This window comes from Cloacibacterium caeni (assembly GCF_907163125.1).
GTDB classification, from domain to species: Bacteria; Bacteroidota; Bacteroidia; order Flavobacteriales; family Weeksellaceae; genus Cloacibacterium; species Cloacibacterium caeni_B.
In genome coordinates this window covers 2,564,123-2,584,142 of sequence record NZ_OU015319.1, presented here as the reverse complement: position 1 = coordinate 2,584,142, position 20,020 = coordinate 2,564,123, and the positions used below count along the sequence as shown (strand labels likewise).

Below are 20,020 nucleotides of genomic sequence, written 5' to 3'. Positions count from 1 at the left end.
CTCACCATAAAACAAAAAAATATGAAAAAAAACATGGGAGCAACAGACAAGTACATCAGACTTTTCGTTGCATTAATTTTAGCCGTTTTGGTTTACCTTAAAGTGATTGAAGGAACTTGGGGAATCGCAGCAACTGCAGTTGCATTCGTTTTTCTATTAACTGGAGCCATCGGCTTTTGTCCGCTTTATACTTTATTTGGCATTAACACTTGCAAAAGAGAGTAAAAATTAAAATTTTGCCAAAGTTGAGTTTCTAAAAACTTTGGCAAAATTCATCAAAAATTATGGAAAATTTTATCAAAAAATACAAATTAGGACTCATCGGAATCGTATTAGGTGGAATTTTAGGTTACGCTTATTACCATTTTATTGGGTGTAATACAGGAACTTGCGCTATAACTTCTAAACCTATTAACAGTTCGGTTTATGGTATGGTGATGGGTTATCTTATTCTTTCAACTTTCGAAAAAACAAAAGAAAATAAATAAAACATGTTAGGATTTTTAAAAAACTTATTTGGCGGTAAAAGTGTAGATTACGCAGAATTGGTGAAAAATGGAGCTCAAATTATAGACGTGAGAACGCCTGCAGAATTTAATGGTGGTCATGTAAAAGGCGCTAAAAACGTTCCGCTACAATCGCTAAGTCAAAATTTAGGAAAAATCAATAAAAACAAACCTGTAATCACGTGTTGTGCAAGTGGCGCAAGAAGTGCTGCCGCAAAAAGCATTTTACAAAACAGTGGATTTACAGAAGTTTATAACGGCGGCGGTTGGATGAGCCTTAAAAACAAATTATCATAAAATGAGAAATTTCTTTAGTGATTGGAATTTGAGAAGAATCGTCTATTTGATTGGTGGAATATGGATTGTGGCGCAATCTGTAATGGATAAAATGTGGATTCTCATACCATTTGGGTTGTATTTTGTTGCCATGTCTGTGTTTAAATTTGGTTGCGCTTCAGGAAATTGTACTGTCACAAATCATAAAAACCTACCATAGTTTCTCTGTCTTTTTTTAGTAAATTTGTTTAAACTTTTTATAAAACAAAGAGATATGTCACAAAAATTTCAAGAAATCATCAGTTCTGAAAAACCAGTGTTAATAGACTTTTTTGCAGTGTGGTGTCAACCGTGCAGAGTACAATCTTCTGTATTAGTCACTGTAAAAGAACAAGTAGGAGATAATGCCAGAATTATAAAAATAGATGTAGACCAATATCCTGATATTGCGGCTCAATATAACGTGAGAGGCGTTCCTACCCTTGCTCTTTTCAAAAAAGGTGAAATGCTTTGGAGAGAAAGTGGCGTACATGATGTAAATACTTTAGTGAATCTCATCAATCAACACAAATAATCTCATTCATGAGTAATTTTCCTGTTTATAGCGCTTGCGATTTGATTTCTACTGAAAATTCAGAAAGTGAAATCGTAGTTCATGAATTACAAGATTTATTGACAGAAAAAAGTTTTATTCCAGAAAAACCTCATCGTCATACCTTTCATCAGATTCTGTACGTAGAAGAAGGCGCTGGAATTCATAAAATAGATTTCGAAGATTATTCTATAGATTCTCCCATCATCTATTTTATTTCTGCGGGACAAGTACATGATTTGAATTTCAAAAAACAAGTGACCAAAGGTTATTTGATTAATTTCAATGCAGAATTTTTCACTTCATTTCTCGCAAAATCTCATTGTATTGATAAATTACCTTTTTTCAGAATTAATGGAAACTTTACTTCTTATCAAATCAAAAAAGACAAAGCTGAAGAACTCAAAGAAATTTTTGACAAAATTAATTTCGAATACAAACAACAAAAAAGAAAATCCGAAGATTTAATCAGAATTTATCTTCTCGAATTGTTTTACTTCATTTTAAACGACGAAGAAAACACAGACGAAAATATAAATATTACCAATCAAAGAATTTTAATCAATAAATTCCAAAAGCTGGTAGAAGAAAACTACACCGCTGAACATTATCCCAAATTTTATGCAGACAAGCTCGCGATTACTGCAAATTACCTCAATTTCGTGTGTAGAACTTTTGCAGGCAAAAAGGCTGGAGAAATCATTAGAAACAGGATTATTCTAGAAGCCAAAAGACTGCTCATCAACTCAGAATTAAGCATTTCACAGATTTCATTTCAATTAGGCTTTGAAGACAATTCTTATTTTACCAAGTTTTTCAAAACCCACGCTAGAATTTCTCCTTCTGAATTTAGACAACATCTTAATAAATAAAAATTACCATTTTCCGAAGATTTTTTACAAGAATTTATTGCAATTCTTAGCATACCTTTGTATTGTAAAATTACATACAGAACAAACGCAAAACTTTTCATATTTTTTATAAAAACGCAACTAAAATCATAAAATTTTGTTGCGTTTTTCCTTTATAAAGCCTTTCCAGAAAGCGTTTTTTGACTTTGGCACGGAAATAGAATATCTCATAACAGCAACCCTAAGTTTTTCGAGGCAAGACTTTAGAAGCAGCCAAGAAAACTTATTTAAATAAATATAATATGAGAAAATTTTATTTTTTATTAGCCGCATTCATCGCATTAGGATTTAGTGCACAAGAAGCAGGAAAAGCTGGAGAATTATTAAAAAACGAAGCGAGCAAAACCGAAACTTCTGCAAAAAATGAAGCTTTTGGCAGAAATAATTCTCAAGATAAATCTGCAGTTTTTAGAAACGATAATGGTTTTAGAAATTCTACAGAAAAATCAAGACCTAATTATAATTGGAACCAAAACTACGCTTATGGTTACGCCGAAGTTTTCTTAAGAATTCCAGAACAAGGTTACTTTAGCATAGAAATTGGCGACCAAAAAATTTCTAACGCTTCTGGTAAATTTAGATTTTTTGACTTGATGCCAGGAAACAACGTTATTTCTATCTATGAAAGAAATTTCCTAGTGTACAGAACTAGAATCAATATTAAAAACAACACCAGACTGGTTTTAGATTATTTCACACATCAAGGTTTATATCTTCTAGGAACCTACAATCTAAGAAACAACTACGGAAATGTTTGGAATGACACTTGGAACAGTCCTTACGGAAATGGAAACGGAAATTCTTGGGATCCTTATGATGATTATCAAAACGATTACGGATACGGAGGTACTTACGGAAATGTAATGAGCGACAGAGAATTTTCTTCTTTCTTACAAATGCTAAAAAAGCAAAATTTTGATGACAGAAGATTAGATTTCTTAAAAAGCCAACTCAATAGAACTGATTTCAACACAAGACAAATCAAAGCGATGATGAAAGAGTTTAGTTTTGACAAAAACAGACTAGAATTAGCAAAGATGGCTTATAGAAATTGTGTAGACAAAAGAAATTATTTCGAACTGTATGACGCATTTGACTTCGAAAGTTACGCCAGAGAATTGAACAAATTTGTTCAAAACCAAAGATAACCCAATCATTCATTCATATATACAAAAAGTCGGTTTCAGAAATTCTGAAGCCGACTTTCTTTATATGGAAACACTTCATTTAGTTCGGTTTAATTACCATCAAACCTCGCATTTCATTCTCTTGATACCCAATTGCTTTATCATTAGGATAGAGTGATTTTATTTTCGCTAAGGTTTCAGGTTTTATATCTTTTTCGGAGCCATGACATTGTAAACACATACTATTAGTGGTAATTGGCGCATAAAAAACTCCGTTTTCCATCGTTGCTTTTAGTTCTTCTTTTTTGGCCAATTGTGCTTTGAACTGTTCTATAATTTTCAATTCAGCAGCATTTGCCGCATTATCAGGATTTCTATTTTTATCAGAAACTCTTTTTATCATCACATTATGCTGGTCTTCCAACTGTTTGGTAAGCGGAATGGCGTTTACATTACAAAATTCTAAAGCATTTTCAGCTCCTTTTTCAGAAATTTTCTGCGTAAGATTGGTCACCAAATTCTTTTTGGTTTCTTCGGCGATTTTTTTAAAATCAGCTTTCGTTAATTGTTTTTGCGGAATAATTTCCTTGGGCAAAACACCTTTATTTCCCGTTTCCTTGGAACATTGAATCAAAAATATTCCTGAAACTGCGAGCGTTAAGTAAATTCTTGTTTTCATAATTGTTTTTTCAAATTTGTGAATTTAATGCTTGACTGAGCGTAACTTTTGTTACTTTTACCCAAAGTTAATGAATTATGAAATCGCAATGAATAAAAAAACACAAATATTCATTCAAGATTAACTTCGTTCAATTCTAGCAAACTTTTGTGTTAGCGATTGCATATGACCTTTAAAAAACAATAAATATCTTCATATGAAAAATCTTTTTACAATTATTTTGTTAACAAGTTTCGGCATCTTTTTCTCACAAGAAAAAAACATTTTGAAAGTTTTACATGAACAACAATCCGCTTGGAATAATGGTGATATAGAAAATTTCATGAAAGGATATTGGAAAAATGATTCACTGCTTTTTATCGGTTCAAAAGGCCCAACTTACGGTTGGCAAAAAACACTAGACAATTACAAAAAAACTTATCCCAATAAAGAAATGATGGGCATTCTAGAATTTTCTGACATTCAAGTGAAAATGTTAGGCAAAAAACACGCTTATGTTTTCGGAAAGTGGAAACTTATCCGTGCTAATGACACTCCTAATGGAATTTACACCTTGGTTTTCCATAAATTTAAAGACGGCTGGAAAATTATTTCAGACCACACAAACTAGCTGTAGAATGGTAGAGTTAAAGAGAAAAAAACATCTGTTATTCTATAATTCTACTATTTTAAAATCATCTGCATCGTTCAAAAAAGGAAACTCTTTTCTGAAAGCTTCTAATTTTTGCAAATCTAATTCTGCAAAGATTAAATCTTCATTTTTAGTAGAAATGTCTGTTCCATCTGCAAAAAAACAATGACTACTTTCTTGATATTTCAAGTTATTCCCGTCTTCGCCAGTTCTATTTAAGGCAAAAACATAGGCTTGATTTTCGATTGCTCTTGCTCTATTTAATGTTTCCCACGCCAGAACTCTGGTTTCTGGCCAATTTGCGACATTTAGAATCACATCATAATCTTTTCTGTTTCTTGCAAAAACTGGAAATCTTGCATCAAAACAAACTTGTAATAAAAACCTGAATCCTAAATATTCTACCACTACTCTTTCTGTTCCTGCAGTGTAGACTTTATCTTCTCCTGTGTAAGAAAAAAGGTGTCTTTTGTCGTATTGATGGTAAGTTCCGTCTGGTTTTACAAAATAAAATCGGTTATAGAATTTGTCATTATCCTTCACAGAAACGCTTCCGCCAATTGCAGCATTTTTAGTTTTGGCAAAATTCTTCATCCAAGTCAAAGCTTGTTCTTCTTCATCTGCTACTTCCTGAGCTTTCATGTAGAAACCAGTGGTAAACATCTCAGGAAGCAAAAACAAATCTGCTTCTAAATCTTTGAATTTTTCTTCTATCAAAAGAAAATTTTCTTGTTTTTCTTTCCAAATAATATTTTGACTTAGACCGATGATTTTCATAATGCTTAGGTTTCAGAATTTTTAAAATGTTTTACAAAATTACCACAAAAGTCTCTTCTTTAGGCAACATTACTATAAATTTGTCGTTAGAAAAACAGAAATTCAAATAAAACTTAAAAATAAATATTCTTATGAAAAAATTAGTATTAGCATGCACTATGTTGTTCGCAGGACAATTAGCATTAGCACAAGCATGGCAAGGTAAAGGCGACCAAAAATTACAAGTAGGTTTTAACGGTTACGGAAACGGAACTGGGATTACAGGAACTTATGACTATGGAGTTTCCGATGTTATTTCTCTAGGAGCAGGAGCTAATTTTTACTTTGACGGTTATGAAGACGACCACAAAGCTTTCGTTTTTGGTAGAGTAAATTTCCACCTTCAAGATGCTCTTAATATGCCAAGTAAATGGGATTTATATCCTGGTTTAGACGTAGGTATATTAGGAAATACGTTTGGAATAGGTGCGCACTTAGGTGTAAGATATTTCTTCAACAATAATGTAGGTGCATTTATAGAAGCTGGTAACAATGGTAGCATAGGTTTATCATTTAACTTCTAATAAAAAATTCAACAATATTTAATGGAAAAAGACGCTTTTTGGCGTCTTTTTTTATTTGGTACAGTTTTAGTGAGAGAGAATTATTACATTTGCATAACTTTAAAAAAATTAAAATTTAATGGAATTAGCAACGCAGATATTTCAGTTTATATTAAGTATTTCAATTCTCGTTATTCTACACGAATTAGGGCATTTTTTACCCGCAAAATGGTTTAAATGCAGAGTAGATAAATTCTACTTATTCTTTGACCCATGGTTTTCATTAGCGAAGAAAAAAATTGGTGAAACCGAATACGGAATCGGTTGGTTACCATTTGGCGGTTACGTAAAAATCGCAGGAATGGTAGACGAAAGTATGGATACAGAACAACTGAAACAACCTGCTCAACCTTGGGAATTCAGAAGCAAACCAGCTTGGCAAAGACTTATCATCATGTTAGGTGGTATTTTCGTGAATCTTATTTTAGCTTGGGCTATTTACACTGGATTGAATTTATCTGTAGGCGAAAAATACCATGATTTAGCAAAATTTGAGAATGGAATTGCAGTTTCTGAAGAAGGTGCAAAAATGGGATTGATGAACGGCGACAAAATTTTAAAAATAGATGGGAAACCTGCCGTAAGAATGGAAAATTCCATGATTAATATGCTTCTTGCGAATGAAATCACGGTACTTAGAAACGGTAAAGAAGTTTCTTTCGCACCAAAAGAAGACGGAATTGCTCATATTTTAGGTTCAAAAACTGCAAAACTTTATATACAAAACAGATTTGCACCAGTAGTGGATTCTTTAATAGAAGGCCCTGCAAAACAAGCTGGATTACAAAAAGGAGATAAAATTGTAGCTCTTAATGGTAAAACGATTAGATTTTTTGATGAATTTTCTGATGGATTAGCTGGAAAGAAAAACCAACCGATTACTATAGATATTCTTAGAAATAATGAGGTTAAGACATTTAATTTAAATACTGATAAAGACGGAAAAATCGGTTTCAGACCAGATTTTAAACAAGCTGAAGCTGCTTTCAACAATACAGTAACCAATCAAGAATACAGCTTTTTACCAGCAATTGGCAGAGGTTTTGAGAGAACTGTAGAATCTCTTACCATGCAGATTAAACAGTTTAAATTAATGTTCAACAAAAAAATCAAAGGTTACAAAAATGTTGGCGGACCAATTGCAATTGTGAAAATGATGCCTAAAGAAATCGATTGGGTTGCTTTTTGGAGTTTTACAGCTATGTTTTCTGCTTGGTTAGCATTTTTAAACATACTTCCAATTCCAGGATTAGACGGTGGTCACGCCTTATTTACGACTTGGGAACTCATCACAGGCAAACCAGTTCCTCAAAAAGTTTTAGAAAATGCACAAATGATTGGAGTAATCTTTTTAATGGGATTAATGCTATTAATCTTTGGATCAGATATTTACAAATTTATCATTTCACCATTTTTAAAATAATGTAAATTTTTTCAAAAAATATTTTGCGCAAATAGAAAAAACGTATTATATTTGCACCACTCAAAACAACAAGAGTAGCCTTTTTAGCTCAGTCGGTTAGAGCATCTGACTGTTAATCAGAGGGTCGCTGGTTCGAGCCCAGCAAAAGGCGCCAAAACCATCACAGCAATGTGGTGGTTTTTTGTTTATATTTCATTTTCAATATTTTATAAAAGTTATTCCACTCTAATTTCTCAAGTAAGTGGTCTTTTTGGTTAAAAAAGGCATACTTTTCGGTAAACTCAAAATAGTTTTTAAAAATCATAGTCCTTTCTAGAATTTGATGAAATTAAAATGAGATATATCAAATATCATCTCCCGAACTTATTCTGAAATTTAAAAAACTCCAAAAAATCTCATACCTTTGTATTTATGAAACAATTCTCATCAAAACGCAGTATTCAGATTTTAGGACACGTTCTTCAGCAATATGGAATAGACAAAATGGTGATTTCGCCAGGAAGCAGAAATGCTCCACTTGCTATCCATTTTTCGGAGCTAGATTCTTTTGAATGTTTCAGCATCATAGATGAAAGAAGCGCTGCTTTTGTAGCGATGGGAATGGCAAAATCGCTTAAACAACCAGTAGCGATTTCTTGCACCTCTGGTTCTGCTGCCACCAATTATTATCCAGCTGTAGTAGAAGCGTTTTATCAAAACGTTCCACTTTTGGTACTTACCGCAGACAGACCTACAGATTTTGTAGATTTATTTGACGGACAAACCATTCGTCAAAAAGATTTGTTTCAACAGCATTCTTACGGAGATTTTCAGCTTTTGGAAGACGATAAAGAAAATGCAGAAGAAGAGAACTTAAAAATCGTAAAAACCGCGATAGAATTGTGTTTCGAGAGACAAGGACCGGTTCATATCAATATTCCGCTTACAGAACCTTTATACCAATACGCTACAGAATTGCCAGTTTTTCCTAGCATTGAGAAAACCATTCAGAAAAGAGATTTCGAGATTTCTTCTACCCTAGTTTCTGAATTTAATGTGGCTAAAAGAATTTTGATTTTAGCAGGAACGCTCGACAAAAATCCCGAACTCCAAAGTTTATTGTCGCAATTCGTGAAAAATCATTCGGTGGTAGTGCTTACAGAAGCGAATTCTAACCTCTATCACGACAAGTTTTTCAATCATATTGACCGATATGTTTTTAATTTCACCGAAGAAGATTTTAGAACCTACGCTCCAGATTTACTGATTACGATTGGGCAAAATGTGGTTTCTAAAAAAGTGAAAGAATTTTTGAGGAAAGCAAAACCTCAAAATCACTGGCATATTGATGAATTTTGGCAACCGAATACGTATTTTGCTTTAACTCAAGAAATCAAAACAAAACCTGAGATTTTCTTCAGTCAATTGTTGAAATTTGCCAAATTAGAACCATCAGCTTATTTTAATCTTTGGGATGTTCTTCGTGATAAAAAAGATGCAAAACACAATGAATATTGCAAGACAATAGATTTTTCGGATTTTAAAATTTTCCAGATTTTAGAACAAAAAATTCCGAGCAATTACAACATTCATATTTCTAATTCTTCGGCGATTCGCTATGCAGAATTGTTCCCATATTCACAAAATCACAACATTTATTGCAACCGTGGAACTAGCGGAATAGACGGCTCTACTTCTACTGCGATGGGTTTTGCGATGATGAACGAAAATCCTACAATTTTGATTTCTGGCGAACTTGGATTTTTCTATGACATTAATGGACTTTGGAACAATTACATTCCGCCGTACACTAGAATTATCGTGATGAATAACGGTGAAGGAAATATTTTTAGAATTATTCCTGGACCTACCACTTCTAATGCAATAGACGAATTTATCGCGACCAAACATCAGAAAAACTGCGAAAATCTAGCCAAACATTTCGGTTTTGGATATTTTAAAGTGGAAGACGAAGATACGCTGTTAAGAGTTTTAGATAATTTCTTCAAGCCAGAAGCTAAACCCAAAATTTTAGAAATCAACACAGCCGATATTCAAAACGCAGAAGTTTTGAAAGAATATTTTAAATTTTTGAAGTAGATATTTTTCAAAAGAATTTCTCGCTGATTTTGCTGATTGAGCAGATTTTGTGAAAATTTAAAATTTTACGCTCAGTTTGTCATTGACTTCGGAAATTGAAAATTCGACAAAGTCAATGACAAAGTTTATGCTTATTATTTTCTAGAAACTAAACTCCCAAATAATCAGAACTTTCTGGTAAATTTACAATTCTCTCAATAGGATAAATAAACATATCATCGAAATCATTCATGGCGTTAATCAACTGAAAGTGAGAAAATTCCTTAATATTTTGAAGCGTAATTTCGGTTTCCTTTATTTTCTTTTCGTGAAGCAAATGTTGGCGCATCACACCGTTTAACAGATAAGTAGTCGGCGTAAACCATTCTTTACCTTTCAAGAATAGAATATTGGTATAAGAAGTATCCGTAATGTGATTGTTTTTCACTACAATGATTTCTTCTGTTTTGGCTTTGGTTTTCATGCGTTCAAATTCCTTTCTATCTTCAAATTTGAAAGAATAATCGTAAGAATTATTTTCCACCAACTGAAAATTCTCTATTTCGGGAATCGCATAAGGAATGAGTTGTGTGGTGAATTTTTTATCTAAATCATAAACGATGCGAAGTTTGTACAAACCATCTTCATCATGTTCTAAATTTTTAAAAATTTTGGCCAAATCTATAGAACCTTCTTTGCCAAAATGTGCAAAAGTTTGGTTCACTCGTTTTTGATGTAAGTCTAGCAAAAAGGCTTTTTGGTCTTCTATTTTAATGCTTTCAATGAATCGGGACATAAATTTTGTTTTTCATTTCTTGGTATTCATCTGCTAATTTACTCAAATGTGTAATTCCACCGCCACTTCTGAATGTTAAATTTTCTCCATTTTGTTGAATAAACCGAATCATCACACAAGAATCTAAATTTTCTCCATCAAAATAACCGCAAACTCCTGTATAAAAGCCTCTTTCATAAGTTTCCGCTTCTAAGATAATTTCTAAAGTTTTGGGTTTTGGAGCGCCCAAAATACTTCCCGCAGGAAGCAAAGTTTTCATCAAACTTCCTATTTTATTTTGAAATTCTGGTTTTACTTTTCCCGAAATTTCAGAACTCATCGCATAGAGATTTTTGTTTCTGGTTTTTAAGAAATCTATTCTTTGGAATTCATCTAACTGCACCCAATCTGCTACCATACTCAAGTCATTTCTGAGCAAATCTACTACCGTGTAATGCTCTGCTTTTTCTTTCACTGAGTTTTTTAGTTCATCTATGGCATTTGGAACAGATGCTTCGATAGTTCCTTTCATAGGATGCGTAAAAATCTCTTGATTTTTAATTTCCACAAAAGTTTCTGGTGAAAAAAAAGTAAAATTCTCTGGGAGTAAAACTTTATATTTTGCTACAGATCTGTAGAAAATTTCTTCTAAAGAAAGATTAGTTTCTATGGGCGTTTCGCAAGTGTAATTGATTAAATAAGAATCTCCCAATTTCAAATGATTTTGCACAATTTCGAAACCTTTTTGGTAGTCTTGTTCGGATTGAGGGAAAGATTTCAAAGTTACTTCTTTCGTTTCAAAAGTAAATGGTTGAACATTTTTAAAATTTGGAAAATCAACCAATATTTTTTGCGCTTCTAAATCTTCTTGACTAAAAATAAGCACATTTTCCATTAAAAAATCAATCACAAAAAAGAAAGGAACTTTCTGCAGAGAAAGCTCGTCCATTTCTGAAAATTTCTGTTCGTTGATTTTTAACATCGCGCAAATTTACAAATTAGAACTTGAGATTTCAGAATTTTTAAAATTTAAACGGTTTCTCGTTTTACGATTTTATGATTGCTAGACTTTACATCAAAAAACATTACTTTTGCAGCATGAATCAAGAAAATTTACCAAAGGCAAAAATCACTTTAGACGAGGTGATTAATCAGTCTTTTAAATATTGGAAAGCTACGCTTTCATTTCAGTTTGTGGTGACTGTTTTATATTTTGGAATTATTTTTATTTCAGGATTTCAGTTGGTGCAGTATTATTTTGGAGATAAATTATATATTTTCACGCCAGAGCTTTTACAAGATCCTATAAAATTTAATTTAAAAATAAGAGAACTTCTCGCTACGGAAAACGGAAGTTACTTCCAGATTATTTTATCATTATTAAAAGCATCACTTTTTCCTTTATTCATTGGTCTTTTCAGAGTTTATACTTTAATTGATGAAGGCAAAAAACCTAGCATATCAGAAGTTTTAGATGGTTATAAAGGAAGTAATTTCTTTAAACTTTGGGGTTATGCAATTTTCTGGAATGTTATTTTTAGTTTTGGAATGTCATTCTTTTTCATTCCAGGTATTTTATGGGTGTTTCTTACTGTTTTTGTAGGTCCGTTACTCTATTTCACGCCTATGAGAATGCTAGAAGCCATCAATATCAGCGCAAAAGTAGCTTGGGCAAATTGGAAAATTGTTTTACCATGTGCTATCATCGCATTTTTATTCAGTTATAGCGGATTTATCTTATTTTTCGTAGGATTTTTATTCACTTATCCTTTCTGGAATGCTATTATTTATACTTTATTCAAAAGATTCTTCAGCATTAAATTTGTATAAAATGTAACGAAACCTTGAGAAAAATAACTAATTTTGCTAGAACTCAATTGAAAAAATTATGGAAAATTTTACCGAAGTAAACCAACCTATTACACCCAAAAAGGAAATAGGAAGTATTCTTTCTCATGCATTCGAAAATTTTACGGGAACTTTTTTATATGCATTAGTCTTTGTAGTCATTTACCTTTTAGCGTATTTTATTTTTAATGGTCTGTTGTCTTTCTTGATTCCAGGCGGTGGAGATTATCAAAATGAAGTCATGAGAGTCATGAATGATTTTGTAGAAGACAAAAAGTATGACCTTAATGCTATTACAGAATTACAAAACAGTTTAGAAGCGGCCAGAACTACTGCCGTAATGATTTCTGAAGTGATTTCTAAAAGTATTACTTCGGCGTTATTGGCTCCATTAGTGGTAGGAATTATTTACATTTCTTATCAGTTCAGTGCTAAAAAAGAGGTAGAATTTGGTGATTTATTCATTGGTTTCAGACAAAATACCGCACAAATCATTATTTACGGATTCATTACTACAGCGCTTATTCAAGCTGGCTTAGAAATCAATATGCTGATTGGCATGTATCTTTCTTTTGCTTTTTTTATAGGATTACCGATTGTATTTTTTGAAAATACCTCAGCAATTGAAGGTATTAGAAAATCATTTTCTCTGGTTCATGCTAATTTTATCACCGTATTAGTATTGTGGCTTTTAGCAGGAATTATCTCTTCTGCAGGAGTTTTATTTTGCTTAGTTGGAGTTCTATTTACCTTTCCGTTTTTCTTTACCGCAAGATATTCTATCTATTCGGCGATTTGCGGAGCACCTTACAAAGTAAAATCTTAAAATTTTATAAACAATTTACAGAAAGCAACAGATTTTACTGTTGCTTTTTTTATTAAATTCGCATTAAAACAAAACAAATGCACCCAGACCAAATCAGCAATAACAAAATCCGTCAAGTTTTTATGTTGGCGGTTATTATCATTCTTTCAGCGATAATATTATACAATCTTAGTGATTTTTTGCCTTCCTTATTGGGAGCCATCACGTTGTACATTATTTCTAGAAGTTGGAATTTTAAACTCGTAGAAGAAAAAGGTTGGAAACCTTGGGTTGCTGCATTGGTCATTATCTTAATTTGTCTGGTCATCATTGTGATTCCCACGTATTTCACCATTGAAGTTTTAGTGAATAAAATAAGTGATGCAAAAGCTTATACAGAGAATATTACTCAATTTTTTGAAAAAATAGAAACTTATATTCGTGCCAAAACAGGGTTTGAAATTTTAAGTAACGGAAACTTAGAAAAAATCACAGGATTTGTTACGCAAGCTTCCACTGCTATTCTGAATACTACGGTTAACATGATTAGTATAATTGTAGGAATGTTTTTCATCTTGTACTTTATGCTTACTAAAGGAAGATTATTCGAAAGAATTCTTACTTCAATTTCTCCGTTAAAGAAAGCTAATGACCAAAAAATTGGCGAAAAATTCACAAGAATGGTAATTGCCAATGCAGTAGGAATTCCAGTTGTAGCACTTGTTCAAGCATTAGTTTCCTTAATTAGTTATTTTATTTTTGGCGCTCCAAGTCCTTTATTATTATTTATCCTTACTTTCATTGGCAGTATGATTCCGATTGTGGGAGCTGCTATTATTTATGTGCCAGTTGGTTTATTTATGCTTGCAAGTGGTGACACTTTTGGTGGACTCGGCATTCTGGCTTATGGATTTTTAGTAGTGGGATTGGTAGACAATGTTTTCAGATTTACTTTTTTAAAAAAATTAGAAAACATCCATCCATTAAATACCGTTTTTGGAATTATTCTAGGGCTAAAGATTTTCGGTTTTTTTGGTTTAATATTTGGGCCGATTTTAGTTTCTATCACTATTTTGCTGATGCAAATTTATGGAGACGAATTTTCTGAAGAAACAGAAGATTCTCCGAACGACATTGTTCTTCCCGAAAGTGAAACTCCACTTCAACCAAAAATTGACATTGATATTTAAAAAAATGCAAGGAATTAACCCCGAAATACTAAAAGAAATCTGCGAGGTAAAAATGCCTTTCGGAAAACATGCTGGAATCGTTTTAGCAGATTTGCCCATTTCTTACTTAGAATGGTTTCACCGACAAGGAATGCCAAAAGGAAAACTCGGCATGCAGCTTTCTACGATTTATGAAATAAAAATCAATGGTTTAATGGATTTACTGACTCCAATTCGTGGCGAAGTGAATTATGAAAAACCGAAGAAGAGGGTTTATAAGTTTTAATTTTCTGCAAATTCGTAAAGTTGTGGATTTGTAAAACTTTGAATTATTGCTTATTAAAATTTTTAATATTTTAAAAACAACTTTACGATTTTACAACTATTCAATTTCACGAGTTACATTTTTTACCCTTTCAATGCTACAATCTCATCTCTCAATTTTGCAGCGGTAATAAAATCTAGATTTTTCGCAGCTTCTTCCATTGCTTTTTGTTTTTCGGCGATGAGTTTTTCTACATCTACGCTTCCGTAAGTTTCGCGTTCTTCTGCAACTTGACGAATAATTTCTTTCTGCGTGTATTGAGAATCTGGGAAATCTTTGCTTCTTCCCACTAAATTTTCAGAAATTTTCTTATTGAGCGGAGTCGGAACTTTATTGTGTTCTAAATTGTACTGCGTTTGTTTTTCACGGCGATAATTGGTTTCATCAATCGCTTTTTGCATAGAATTGGTGATTTTATCGGCGTACATAATTGCTTTTCCGTTCACGTTTCTCGCAGCTCTACCAATGGTTTGAACCAAAGAACGACGAGAACGCAACATTCCTTCTTTATCTGCATCGAGAATCGCAACCAATGAAACTTCTGGTAAATCTAAACCTTCTCTCAAAAGATTTACGCCTACCAAAACATCAAATAATCCCGTTCTCAAATCCTGCATAATTTGGATACGCTCCAAAGTTTCTACATCTGAGTGAATATAACGAGTTCTAATGCCAAATCTGGTAAAATATTTGGTCAATTCTTCTGCCATTTTCTTGGTTAAAGTCGTCACCAAAACACGTTCGTCTTCTTCTACCCTTTTTTGAATTTCTTCAATTAAATCATCAATTTGATTCATGGTAGGTCTTACTTCGATAATTGGGTCAAGAAGTCCAGTTGGTCTTATAATTTGTTCGGTGTAAATTCCACCAGATTTTTCCAATTCATAATCAGCAGGAGTCGCCGAAACGTAAATCACTTGATTCTGCATTTCTTCAAACTCTGGAAATTTAAGCGGTCTGTTATCCATCGCAGCAGGAAGTCTGAATCCGTATTCTACCAAAGCTTCTTTTCTGCTTCTATCTCCACCATACATTGCATGAACTTGCGGAATGGTTACGTGAGATTCATCAATGACCATCAAATAATCTTTTGGAAAATAATCGAGTAAACAGAAAGGTCTAGAACCAGGCATTCTTCCGTCCATATAACGAGAATAATTCTCAATTCCAGAGCAATAACCGAGTTCTTTTATCATTTCCAAATCCAATTCAGTACGTTCTTGTAAACGCTTGGCTTCAATTGGTTTATCAATAGAATTAAAAAAGTCGACTTGTTTTACCATGTCGTCCTGAATCTCTCTAATCGCTCCGTTTAAAGTTTCTTTGGAAGTAACAAATAAATTGGCAGGATAAATATTAATTCGGTCAAAACTAGAAGTTACGTTTCCTGAAATGACATCAAAACTTTGAATTTTTTCGATTTCATCTCCGAAAAATTGCACTCTAATTCCGTTATCAGCATAAGCTGGATAAACATCTATTACATCTCCTTTTACTCGAAATGTACCTCTCGCAAATTCGTTTACACTCCTAGAATACAATGCATTTACCAACTTATGAAGAAACGCCGTTCTAGAAATTTTAGAATTAACTTCTAGCTCAATCAAAGATTTATTAAACTCTGTAGGATTTCCGATACCGTAAATACATGAAACTGAAGCAACGATTAAAACGTCTCTTCTTCCTGAAAGTAAACTTGCCGTAGCCGAAAGTCTTAATTTTTCTACTTCTTCATTGATAGACAAGTCTTTCTCAATATAAGTTCCAGACGAAGCAATGTAAGCTTCTGGCTGATAATAATCGTAGTAAGAAACGAAATATTCTACCGCATTATCTGGAAAAAACTCTTTGAATTCCATAAAAAGTTGAGCCGCCAAAGTTTTATTATGTGCTAAAACTAAAGTCGGTTTTTGAACTTTTTCTACCACATTTGCAATGGTAAAAGTCTTGCCAGAACCAGTAACACCCAGCAAAGTCTGATATTTCTCTCCGTTTTGTAAACCTTCGGAGAGTTTTTCTATGGCGCTAGGTTGATCACCAGTTGGCGCAAATTCTGAATGGAGTTTAAAATTCATGGGCGTGAATAAAGAGCAAAGATAACAAGAATAGAAAGAAAAAAAGAACAGAAATTTCTGCTCTTTAATGATTTAATTAAAATTCATGGTTATTGGCATTTTAAATTGAGATGCGACTGGCTTTCCATTTAGCGTACCTGGCTTCCACTCGACTCCTTTTAAGGTTTTTTCTAGAGCATCTTTAGCTGCTATTTTGAAATTTTCATCATCAAATTGATAATTAGCATTATAACTTTTCCCATCTTCAGAAACAATTATAATAAGAACACCTTTTAATGTTCCTTTAGAATTTTTCATTTTACTCACATCAAAATTTTCAGCTAATTTATTTCTTAATGCTGCAAGTCCTCCAGGAAATTCTGGTTCTGTTTGAGAAGAAATTTCTTTTACAGGAGGTGGAGGTGGAATCATTTCTGTATTTTCTTCCTTAACTTTTTCTACCTTTTGCTTTTTAGGTTTAATGGTATCTTTTTTAATTGAGATCATTTCATTTTTAAATGCGCTTTTTTCAATATTTGAAACTTGAGTTTCTGAAAATTGCGCCTCTCCTTTTTTAACAATTTTTTGAAGAGAATTGTTTACTGTATTTTCAATTTTAGCAGGCACTTTTTCAACAAAAGCAAAAAATAATAATGCTGATATTGGTAAAGTCAAGTAAGACTTCATTTTGGCTATTTTAGTTAATTTATTGGTCATCATAACGATTCTTTTTTTAGTGTTGTGTAAATTAAATGGATGTGTAAATAATATTTTCTCCGAAATAAGTTCGTCTAGTATGAGTTTTTGGTAACTAATTATATCTTTATTTTGGCTTAAAACCGCTTCATCTGCCAGAAATTCATGATTGGTAACAATTGCTTTTCTATAAAAATAGAATGCAGGATTGAACCAAAAGGCGCAAAGCATAATTTCTATAAAAATCACATCAATGCTGTGTTTTTGATTCACATGAGCTTTCTCGTGAAGAATAATTTTATAGTCGATTTTTCCTTCTAAAAATTCACTTTTATTAAGAAAAATAGCGTTCCAAAAACTGTAAGGTGTAAATTTATTTTGTTTTAAAATGAATTGATAATGGTCTTGTTTTATTTTTTCTGAAAATTTAATTTCTTTTATTAGTTTAAAAATTCCCCAAGAAAATTTTAGAAACAGAATTGAAAATCCCAAAATGTAAATTGCCCAAAGAAGATTTTCTTTAGTAAAAATTGATGGCTCTACCAATTTAGTTTCTGGCAAAATCATGAGTTCGGCATTATTTTGACTAATACTTTCTACCACTTCAATACTTCCGTAAGTAATTGATATTAAGGGTATAAAAACAGAAAACAACGCACTACTTAAAAGATAAAATCTTTTAAAACGATGGTTCTTTTCTTTTTCTAAAAAAACAAAATACAGTAAAATGAAAATTGCAGAAAGTGCAATCATTTTATAAATATAAGTTTCCATTAGTCTTTCTTTTTCTGAATTTCTGCTTCTATAATTTTCTTTATTTCAATCAGTTCTTTTTCGCTTAATTTAGAATTAGCTGTAAAGAACGACGCAAATTGCGTTACAGAATTATTGAAAAATTTACCAATCATGCCTTGCATTTCTTTGGCAAAATAATTTCCTTTTTCTACCAAAGGAAAATATTCTCTAGAGTTGCCAAAAGTTTTATAATCTACCAAATTTTTATTTTGCATCCTTTTTAGCAAAGTTGCAATGGTAGTTGTCGCAGGTTTTGGTTCTGGGAAGGCTTCTATAATATCTTTCATAAAAGCTTTTTCTTTGTCCCAAAGTATTTCCATTAATTCTTTTTCGGCTTCGGTTAGCTTATTCATTTCTACAAAAATAAAATTTACTCTATAAATGTAGAATAAATTTTCAAACACACAAACTTTTCACAAAAAAATCACTAAAAATTTTAGCGATTCTGTATGATCAAATTATTTTTTACTCAAAAGTTCTATCTAAAATTCTGAAAATCTTGAATATAAAGTCCATTTGCAGCATTCGTAGGATTGAATTTTTGTAGATTATTATTTTCAAAACTACTGGTAGAAGCATTACCCATTCTGAAAGACTGACCTGTAATGAGTTCTAAAGCCTTTTTCAAAAACGGGTCTCTAACATCACCAAAAGCAGTTAAATTATTGAAAATAGAATAAGGATTTACTTCATAATTCGGAGCGATAAATTCTGGATTCACCTCTTTGTCTTTGTTGTAATAAGAAAAAGTAATCGGTTGTAATTGCCAGTTATGCTTCGTATTTCTGTTTGCATAAGAAGTATAATCTTGAGCTGGAGAATCATACAAAGTAATAGAACCTACAAATTTCCCTACTGTATCATAACCAATCGTTACCACATTTACATATTTTTTAAGACACTGAACCGTAAGTTCACTTGCAGAAGCAGTTTGGAAATTTACCAAAACATAAACTTTAGTCAGATTAAGACTATTAATGGTTTGTGTTCCAGATTTTTCGGGTCTGTTATTCACTAAACTGTAAGTATTCATTTGATTGCTCAAATAATCAAAGCCGTCTTCACTATTATGTTTATTATTAAAATCTAAAAAAACATACGGACTTCCGCTATAATTGCCGTTAATCATTCCTGCTAAAGCAACTGCCGTTTCCAGAGAACCACCTCCGTTATATCTTAAATCTAGAACCAATTCATTGATTCCATCTGCTTTCATTTGAGCAAAAGCAGCATTTAACTCATCATTATAATCTGCTTTGAAAGCATTAAATACCAAATATCCAATATTTTTAGTTCCATATACTTTTTTCTCATAATAAGCGATTGGGTTTTCGTCTATATCTGCTTGAGTAATCGAAATAGAAGAAGTTTTATCTGTGGTAATAAGTCCTGCACTCGTTAATTGTACCGTTGCAGCCAGAGTAACAGTTACTTGATTGTTATACAATAAGTCAGAATTATTAAGCGTCAAAGCAGAACCATTTACCTTAGTAATTACATCACCACGTTTTAAACCAGCTAAAGCTGCAGGAGAATTAGGAACCACATAATTTACAAGAGCAACTGCGGTAGTATTGGTATTGTCTTTCGGATAAATTCCTATATCAAAACCTCCACTTTTTTCAACTTCGGCAATTTTAGAAGAATATACTACTTCATTATTGTTTTCAATCCATGAAAATCTATCAATGGTACCTCTTTGATAAAGCAAAGAATAGAAAAGCTTGTCTGGGGTTTTTCCATTTAAAAAATTAGCGTACGTGGTTGGATTATCATCAAAAGAATCTGCTAAATTAGGAACATTCGGTTGCCAATAATACCAAGAATTCATGGCCTTCCAAACAAAATTATTGATTTCATCAGGCTTCGTGGTAGAACCAGAATCATTATTGTCATCTCTAGAACAAGAGATAAATACTAATGTTAAAAATAGTGCGTTAAATAGATATTTAAGTTTCATTTTTTTGAATA

General features: G+C 32.3%; 22 protein-coding genes and 1 tRNA gene. 15 read left to right on the top strand and 8 right to left on the bottom strand.

Annotated elements, in window-relative coordinates:
* Nucleotides 1-21 precede the first annotated feature (21 nt).
* From KKQ79_RS12020 to KKQ79_RS11995, 6 genes are all read left to right on the top strand, one after another.
* Complete coding sequence (locus tag KKQ79_RS12020; protein WP_104792906.1) at nucleotides 22-225, top strand: YgaP family membrane protein; 204 nt, start codon at nucleotides 22-24, stop codon at nucleotides 223-225.
* Nucleotides 226-284: 59 nt separating this feature from the next.
* Nucleotides 285-488, top strand: a complete 204-nt coding sequence (locus tag KKQ79_RS12015; protein ID WP_213190338.1) for a DUF6132 family protein — start codon at nucleotides 285-287, stop codon at nucleotides 486-488.
* A gap of 3 nt (nucleotides 489-491) precedes the next feature.
* Nucleotides 492-803, top strand: a complete 312-nt coding sequence (locus tag KKQ79_RS12010; protein WP_213190337.1) for a rhodanese-like domain-containing protein — start codon at nucleotides 492-494, stop codon at nucleotides 801-803.
* Nucleotides 804-1,056: 253 nt separating this feature from the next.
* Nucleotides 1,057-1,356 (top strand): thioredoxin family protein, encoded by a 300-nt coding sequence (locus KKQ79_RS12005; RefSeq protein ID WP_069800441.1) that lies wholly within the window; start codon nucleotides 1,057-1,059, stop codon nucleotides 1,354-1,356.
* A gap of 8 nt (nucleotides 1,357-1,364) precedes the next feature.
* The gene (locus KKQ79_RS12000; protein WP_213190336.1) at nucleotides 1,365-2,246 is read left to right on the top strand and encodes a helix-turn-helix domain-containing protein; all 882 of its coding nucleotides are present in this window, start codon (nucleotides 1,365-1,367) and stop codon (nucleotides 2,244-2,246) included.
* A gap of 281 nt (nucleotides 2,247-2,527) precedes the next feature.
* Nucleotides 2,528-3,433, top strand: coding sequence for a proline and serine-rich protein 1 family protein (locus KKQ79_RS11995; protein WP_213190335.1), 906 nt, complete (start codon nucleotides 2,528-2,530; stop codon nucleotides 3,431-3,433).
* A gap of 79 nt (nucleotides 3,434-3,512) precedes the next feature.
* Here KKQ79_RS11995 and KKQ79_RS11990 read toward each other — a convergent pair whose 3' ends face one another.
* Nucleotides 3,513-4,091 carry a Tll0287-like domain-containing protein gene (locus KKQ79_RS11990; protein ID WP_213190334.1) on the bottom strand — a complete coding sequence of 193 codons (579 nt, stop codon included), beginning with the start codon at nucleotides 4,089-4,091 and terminating at the stop codon, nucleotides 3,513-3,515.
* Between the two features lie 265 nt (nucleotides 4,092-4,356).
* Here KKQ79_RS11990 and KKQ79_RS11985 point away from each other — a divergent pair, with 265 nt between their 5' ends.
* Nucleotides 4,357-4,701: a YybH family protein gene (locus tag KKQ79_RS11985; protein ID WP_213190333.1), complete on the top strand. Its 345-nt coding sequence runs from the start codon at nucleotides 4,357-4,359 to the stop codon at nucleotides 4,699-4,701.
* 42 nt (nucleotides 4,702-4,743) lie between these two features.
* On the opposite strand, the gene KKQ79_RS11980 is transcribed toward KKQ79_RS11985, so the two are convergent.
* A complete protein-coding gene (locus tag KKQ79_RS11980; protein WP_213190332.1) occupies nucleotides 4,744-5,499 on the bottom strand; it encodes an amidohydrolase in 756 nt (251 codons plus the stop codon).
* A 131-nt stretch (nucleotides 5,500-5,630) separates the two neighbouring features.
* Here KKQ79_RS11980 and KKQ79_RS11975 point away from each other — a divergent pair, with 131 nt between their 5' ends.
* The 4 genes from KKQ79_RS11975 (at nucleotide 5,631) to menD (ending at nucleotide 9,603) form a co-directional block, all read left to right on the top strand.
* Nucleotides 5,631-6,062 carry a DUF6646 family protein gene (locus KKQ79_RS11975; RefSeq protein ID WP_213190331.1) on the top strand — a complete coding sequence of 144 codons (432 nt, stop codon included), beginning with the start codon at nucleotides 5,631-5,633 and terminating at the stop codon, nucleotides 6,060-6,062.
* A gap of 118 nt (nucleotides 6,063-6,180) precedes the next feature.
* Nucleotides 6,181-7,524, top strand: a complete 1,344-nt coding sequence (gene rseP, locus KKQ79_RS11970) for an RIP metalloprotease RseP (protein WP_213190330.1) — start codon at nucleotides 6,181-6,183, stop codon at nucleotides 7,522-7,524.
* A gap of 77 nt (nucleotides 7,525-7,601) precedes the next feature.
* Nucleotides 7,602-7,678, top strand: a tRNA-Asn gene (locus KKQ79_RS11965).
* Nucleotides 7,679-7,935: 257 nt separating this feature from the next.
* On the top strand, nucleotides 7,936-9,603 hold the full coding sequence (menD, locus tag KKQ79_RS11960; RefSeq protein ID WP_213190329.1) for a 2-succinyl-5-enolpyruvyl-6-hydroxy-3-cyclohexene-1-carboxylic-acid synthase: 1,668 nt from the start codon (nucleotides 7,936-7,938) through the stop codon (nucleotides 9,601-9,603).
* 148 nt (nucleotides 9,604-9,751) lie between these two features.
* Here the strand turns inward: menD and KKQ79_RS11955 are convergent, their stop codons facing one another.
* Both KKQ79_RS11955 and KKQ79_RS11950 read right to left on the bottom strand, forming a co-directional pair.
* Entirely contained in the window at nucleotides 9,752-10,378 is a 627-nt protein-coding gene (locus KKQ79_RS11955) for an aminotransferase class IV (protein WP_213190328.1), read from the bottom strand.
* Nucleotides 10,362-11,339 (bottom strand): aminodeoxychorismate synthase component I, encoded by a 978-nt coding sequence (locus tag KKQ79_RS11950; protein ID WP_213190327.1) that lies wholly within the window; start codon nucleotides 11,337-11,339, stop codon nucleotides 10,362-10,364. The genes KKQ79_RS11955 and KKQ79_RS11950 overlap by 17 nt, the downstream gene beginning before the upstream one ends.
* 116 nt (nucleotides 11,340-11,455) lie before the next feature.
* Between KKQ79_RS11950 and KKQ79_RS11945 the strand changes: the two genes are divergently transcribed.
* The 4 genes from KKQ79_RS11945 to KKQ79_RS11930 all read left to right on the top strand — a co-directional run bounded on the left by KKQ79_RS11945 (nucleotide 11,456) and on the right by KKQ79_RS11930 (nucleotide 14,465).
* Complete coding sequence (locus KKQ79_RS11945; RefSeq protein WP_213190326.1) at nucleotides 11,456-12,187, top strand: YciC family protein; 732 nt, start codon at nucleotides 11,456-11,458, stop codon at nucleotides 12,185-12,187.
* 58 nt (nucleotides 12,188-12,245) lie between these two features.
* The gene (locus KKQ79_RS11940) at nucleotides 12,246-13,031 is read left to right on the top strand and encodes a DUF2189 domain-containing protein (RefSeq protein WP_213190325.1); all 786 of its coding nucleotides are present in this window, start codon (nucleotides 12,246-12,248) and stop codon (nucleotides 13,029-13,031) included.
* Between the two features lie 77 nt (nucleotides 13,032-13,108).
* Entirely contained in the window at nucleotides 13,109-14,200 is a 1,092-nt protein-coding gene (locus KKQ79_RS11935) for an AI-2E family transporter (RefSeq protein ID WP_213190324.1), read from the top strand.
* Between the two features lie 13 nt (nucleotides 14,201-14,213).
* Nucleotides 14,214-14,465, top strand: a complete 252-nt coding sequence (locus KKQ79_RS11930; RefSeq protein ID WP_069800511.1) for a DUF3820 family protein — start codon at nucleotides 14,214-14,216, stop codon at nucleotides 14,463-14,465.
* A 122-nt stretch (nucleotides 14,466-14,587) separates the two neighbouring features.
* On the opposite strand, the gene uvrB is transcribed toward KKQ79_RS11930, so the two are convergent.
* From uvrB to KKQ79_RS11910, 4 genes are all read right to left on the bottom strand, one after another.
* Nucleotides 14,588-16,579, bottom strand: a complete 1,992-nt coding sequence (uvrB, locus tag KKQ79_RS11925; RefSeq protein WP_213190323.1) for an excinuclease ABC subunit UvrB — start codon at nucleotides 16,577-16,579, stop codon at nucleotides 14,588-14,590.
* A 72-nt stretch (nucleotides 16,580-16,651) separates the two neighbouring features.
* On the bottom strand, nucleotides 16,652-18,028 hold the full coding sequence (locus KKQ79_RS11920) for a M56 family metallopeptidase (protein WP_213190322.1): 1,377 nt from the start codon (nucleotides 18,026-18,028) through the stop codon (nucleotides 16,652-16,654).
* Complete coding sequence (locus KKQ79_RS11915) at nucleotides 18,028-18,402, bottom strand: BlaI/MecI/CopY family transcriptional regulator (protein WP_213190321.1); 375 nt, start codon at nucleotides 18,400-18,402, stop codon at nucleotides 18,028-18,030. The genes KKQ79_RS11920 and KKQ79_RS11915 overlap by 1 nt, the downstream gene beginning before the upstream one ends.
* Nucleotides 18,403-18,527: 125 nt before the next feature.
* Nucleotides 18,528-20,009, bottom strand: coding sequence for a S41 family peptidase (locus KKQ79_RS11910; RefSeq protein WP_213190320.1), 1,482 nt, complete (start codon nucleotides 20,007-20,009; stop codon nucleotides 18,528-18,530).
* Between the last annotated feature and the right edge of the window lie 11 nt (nucleotides 20,010-20,020).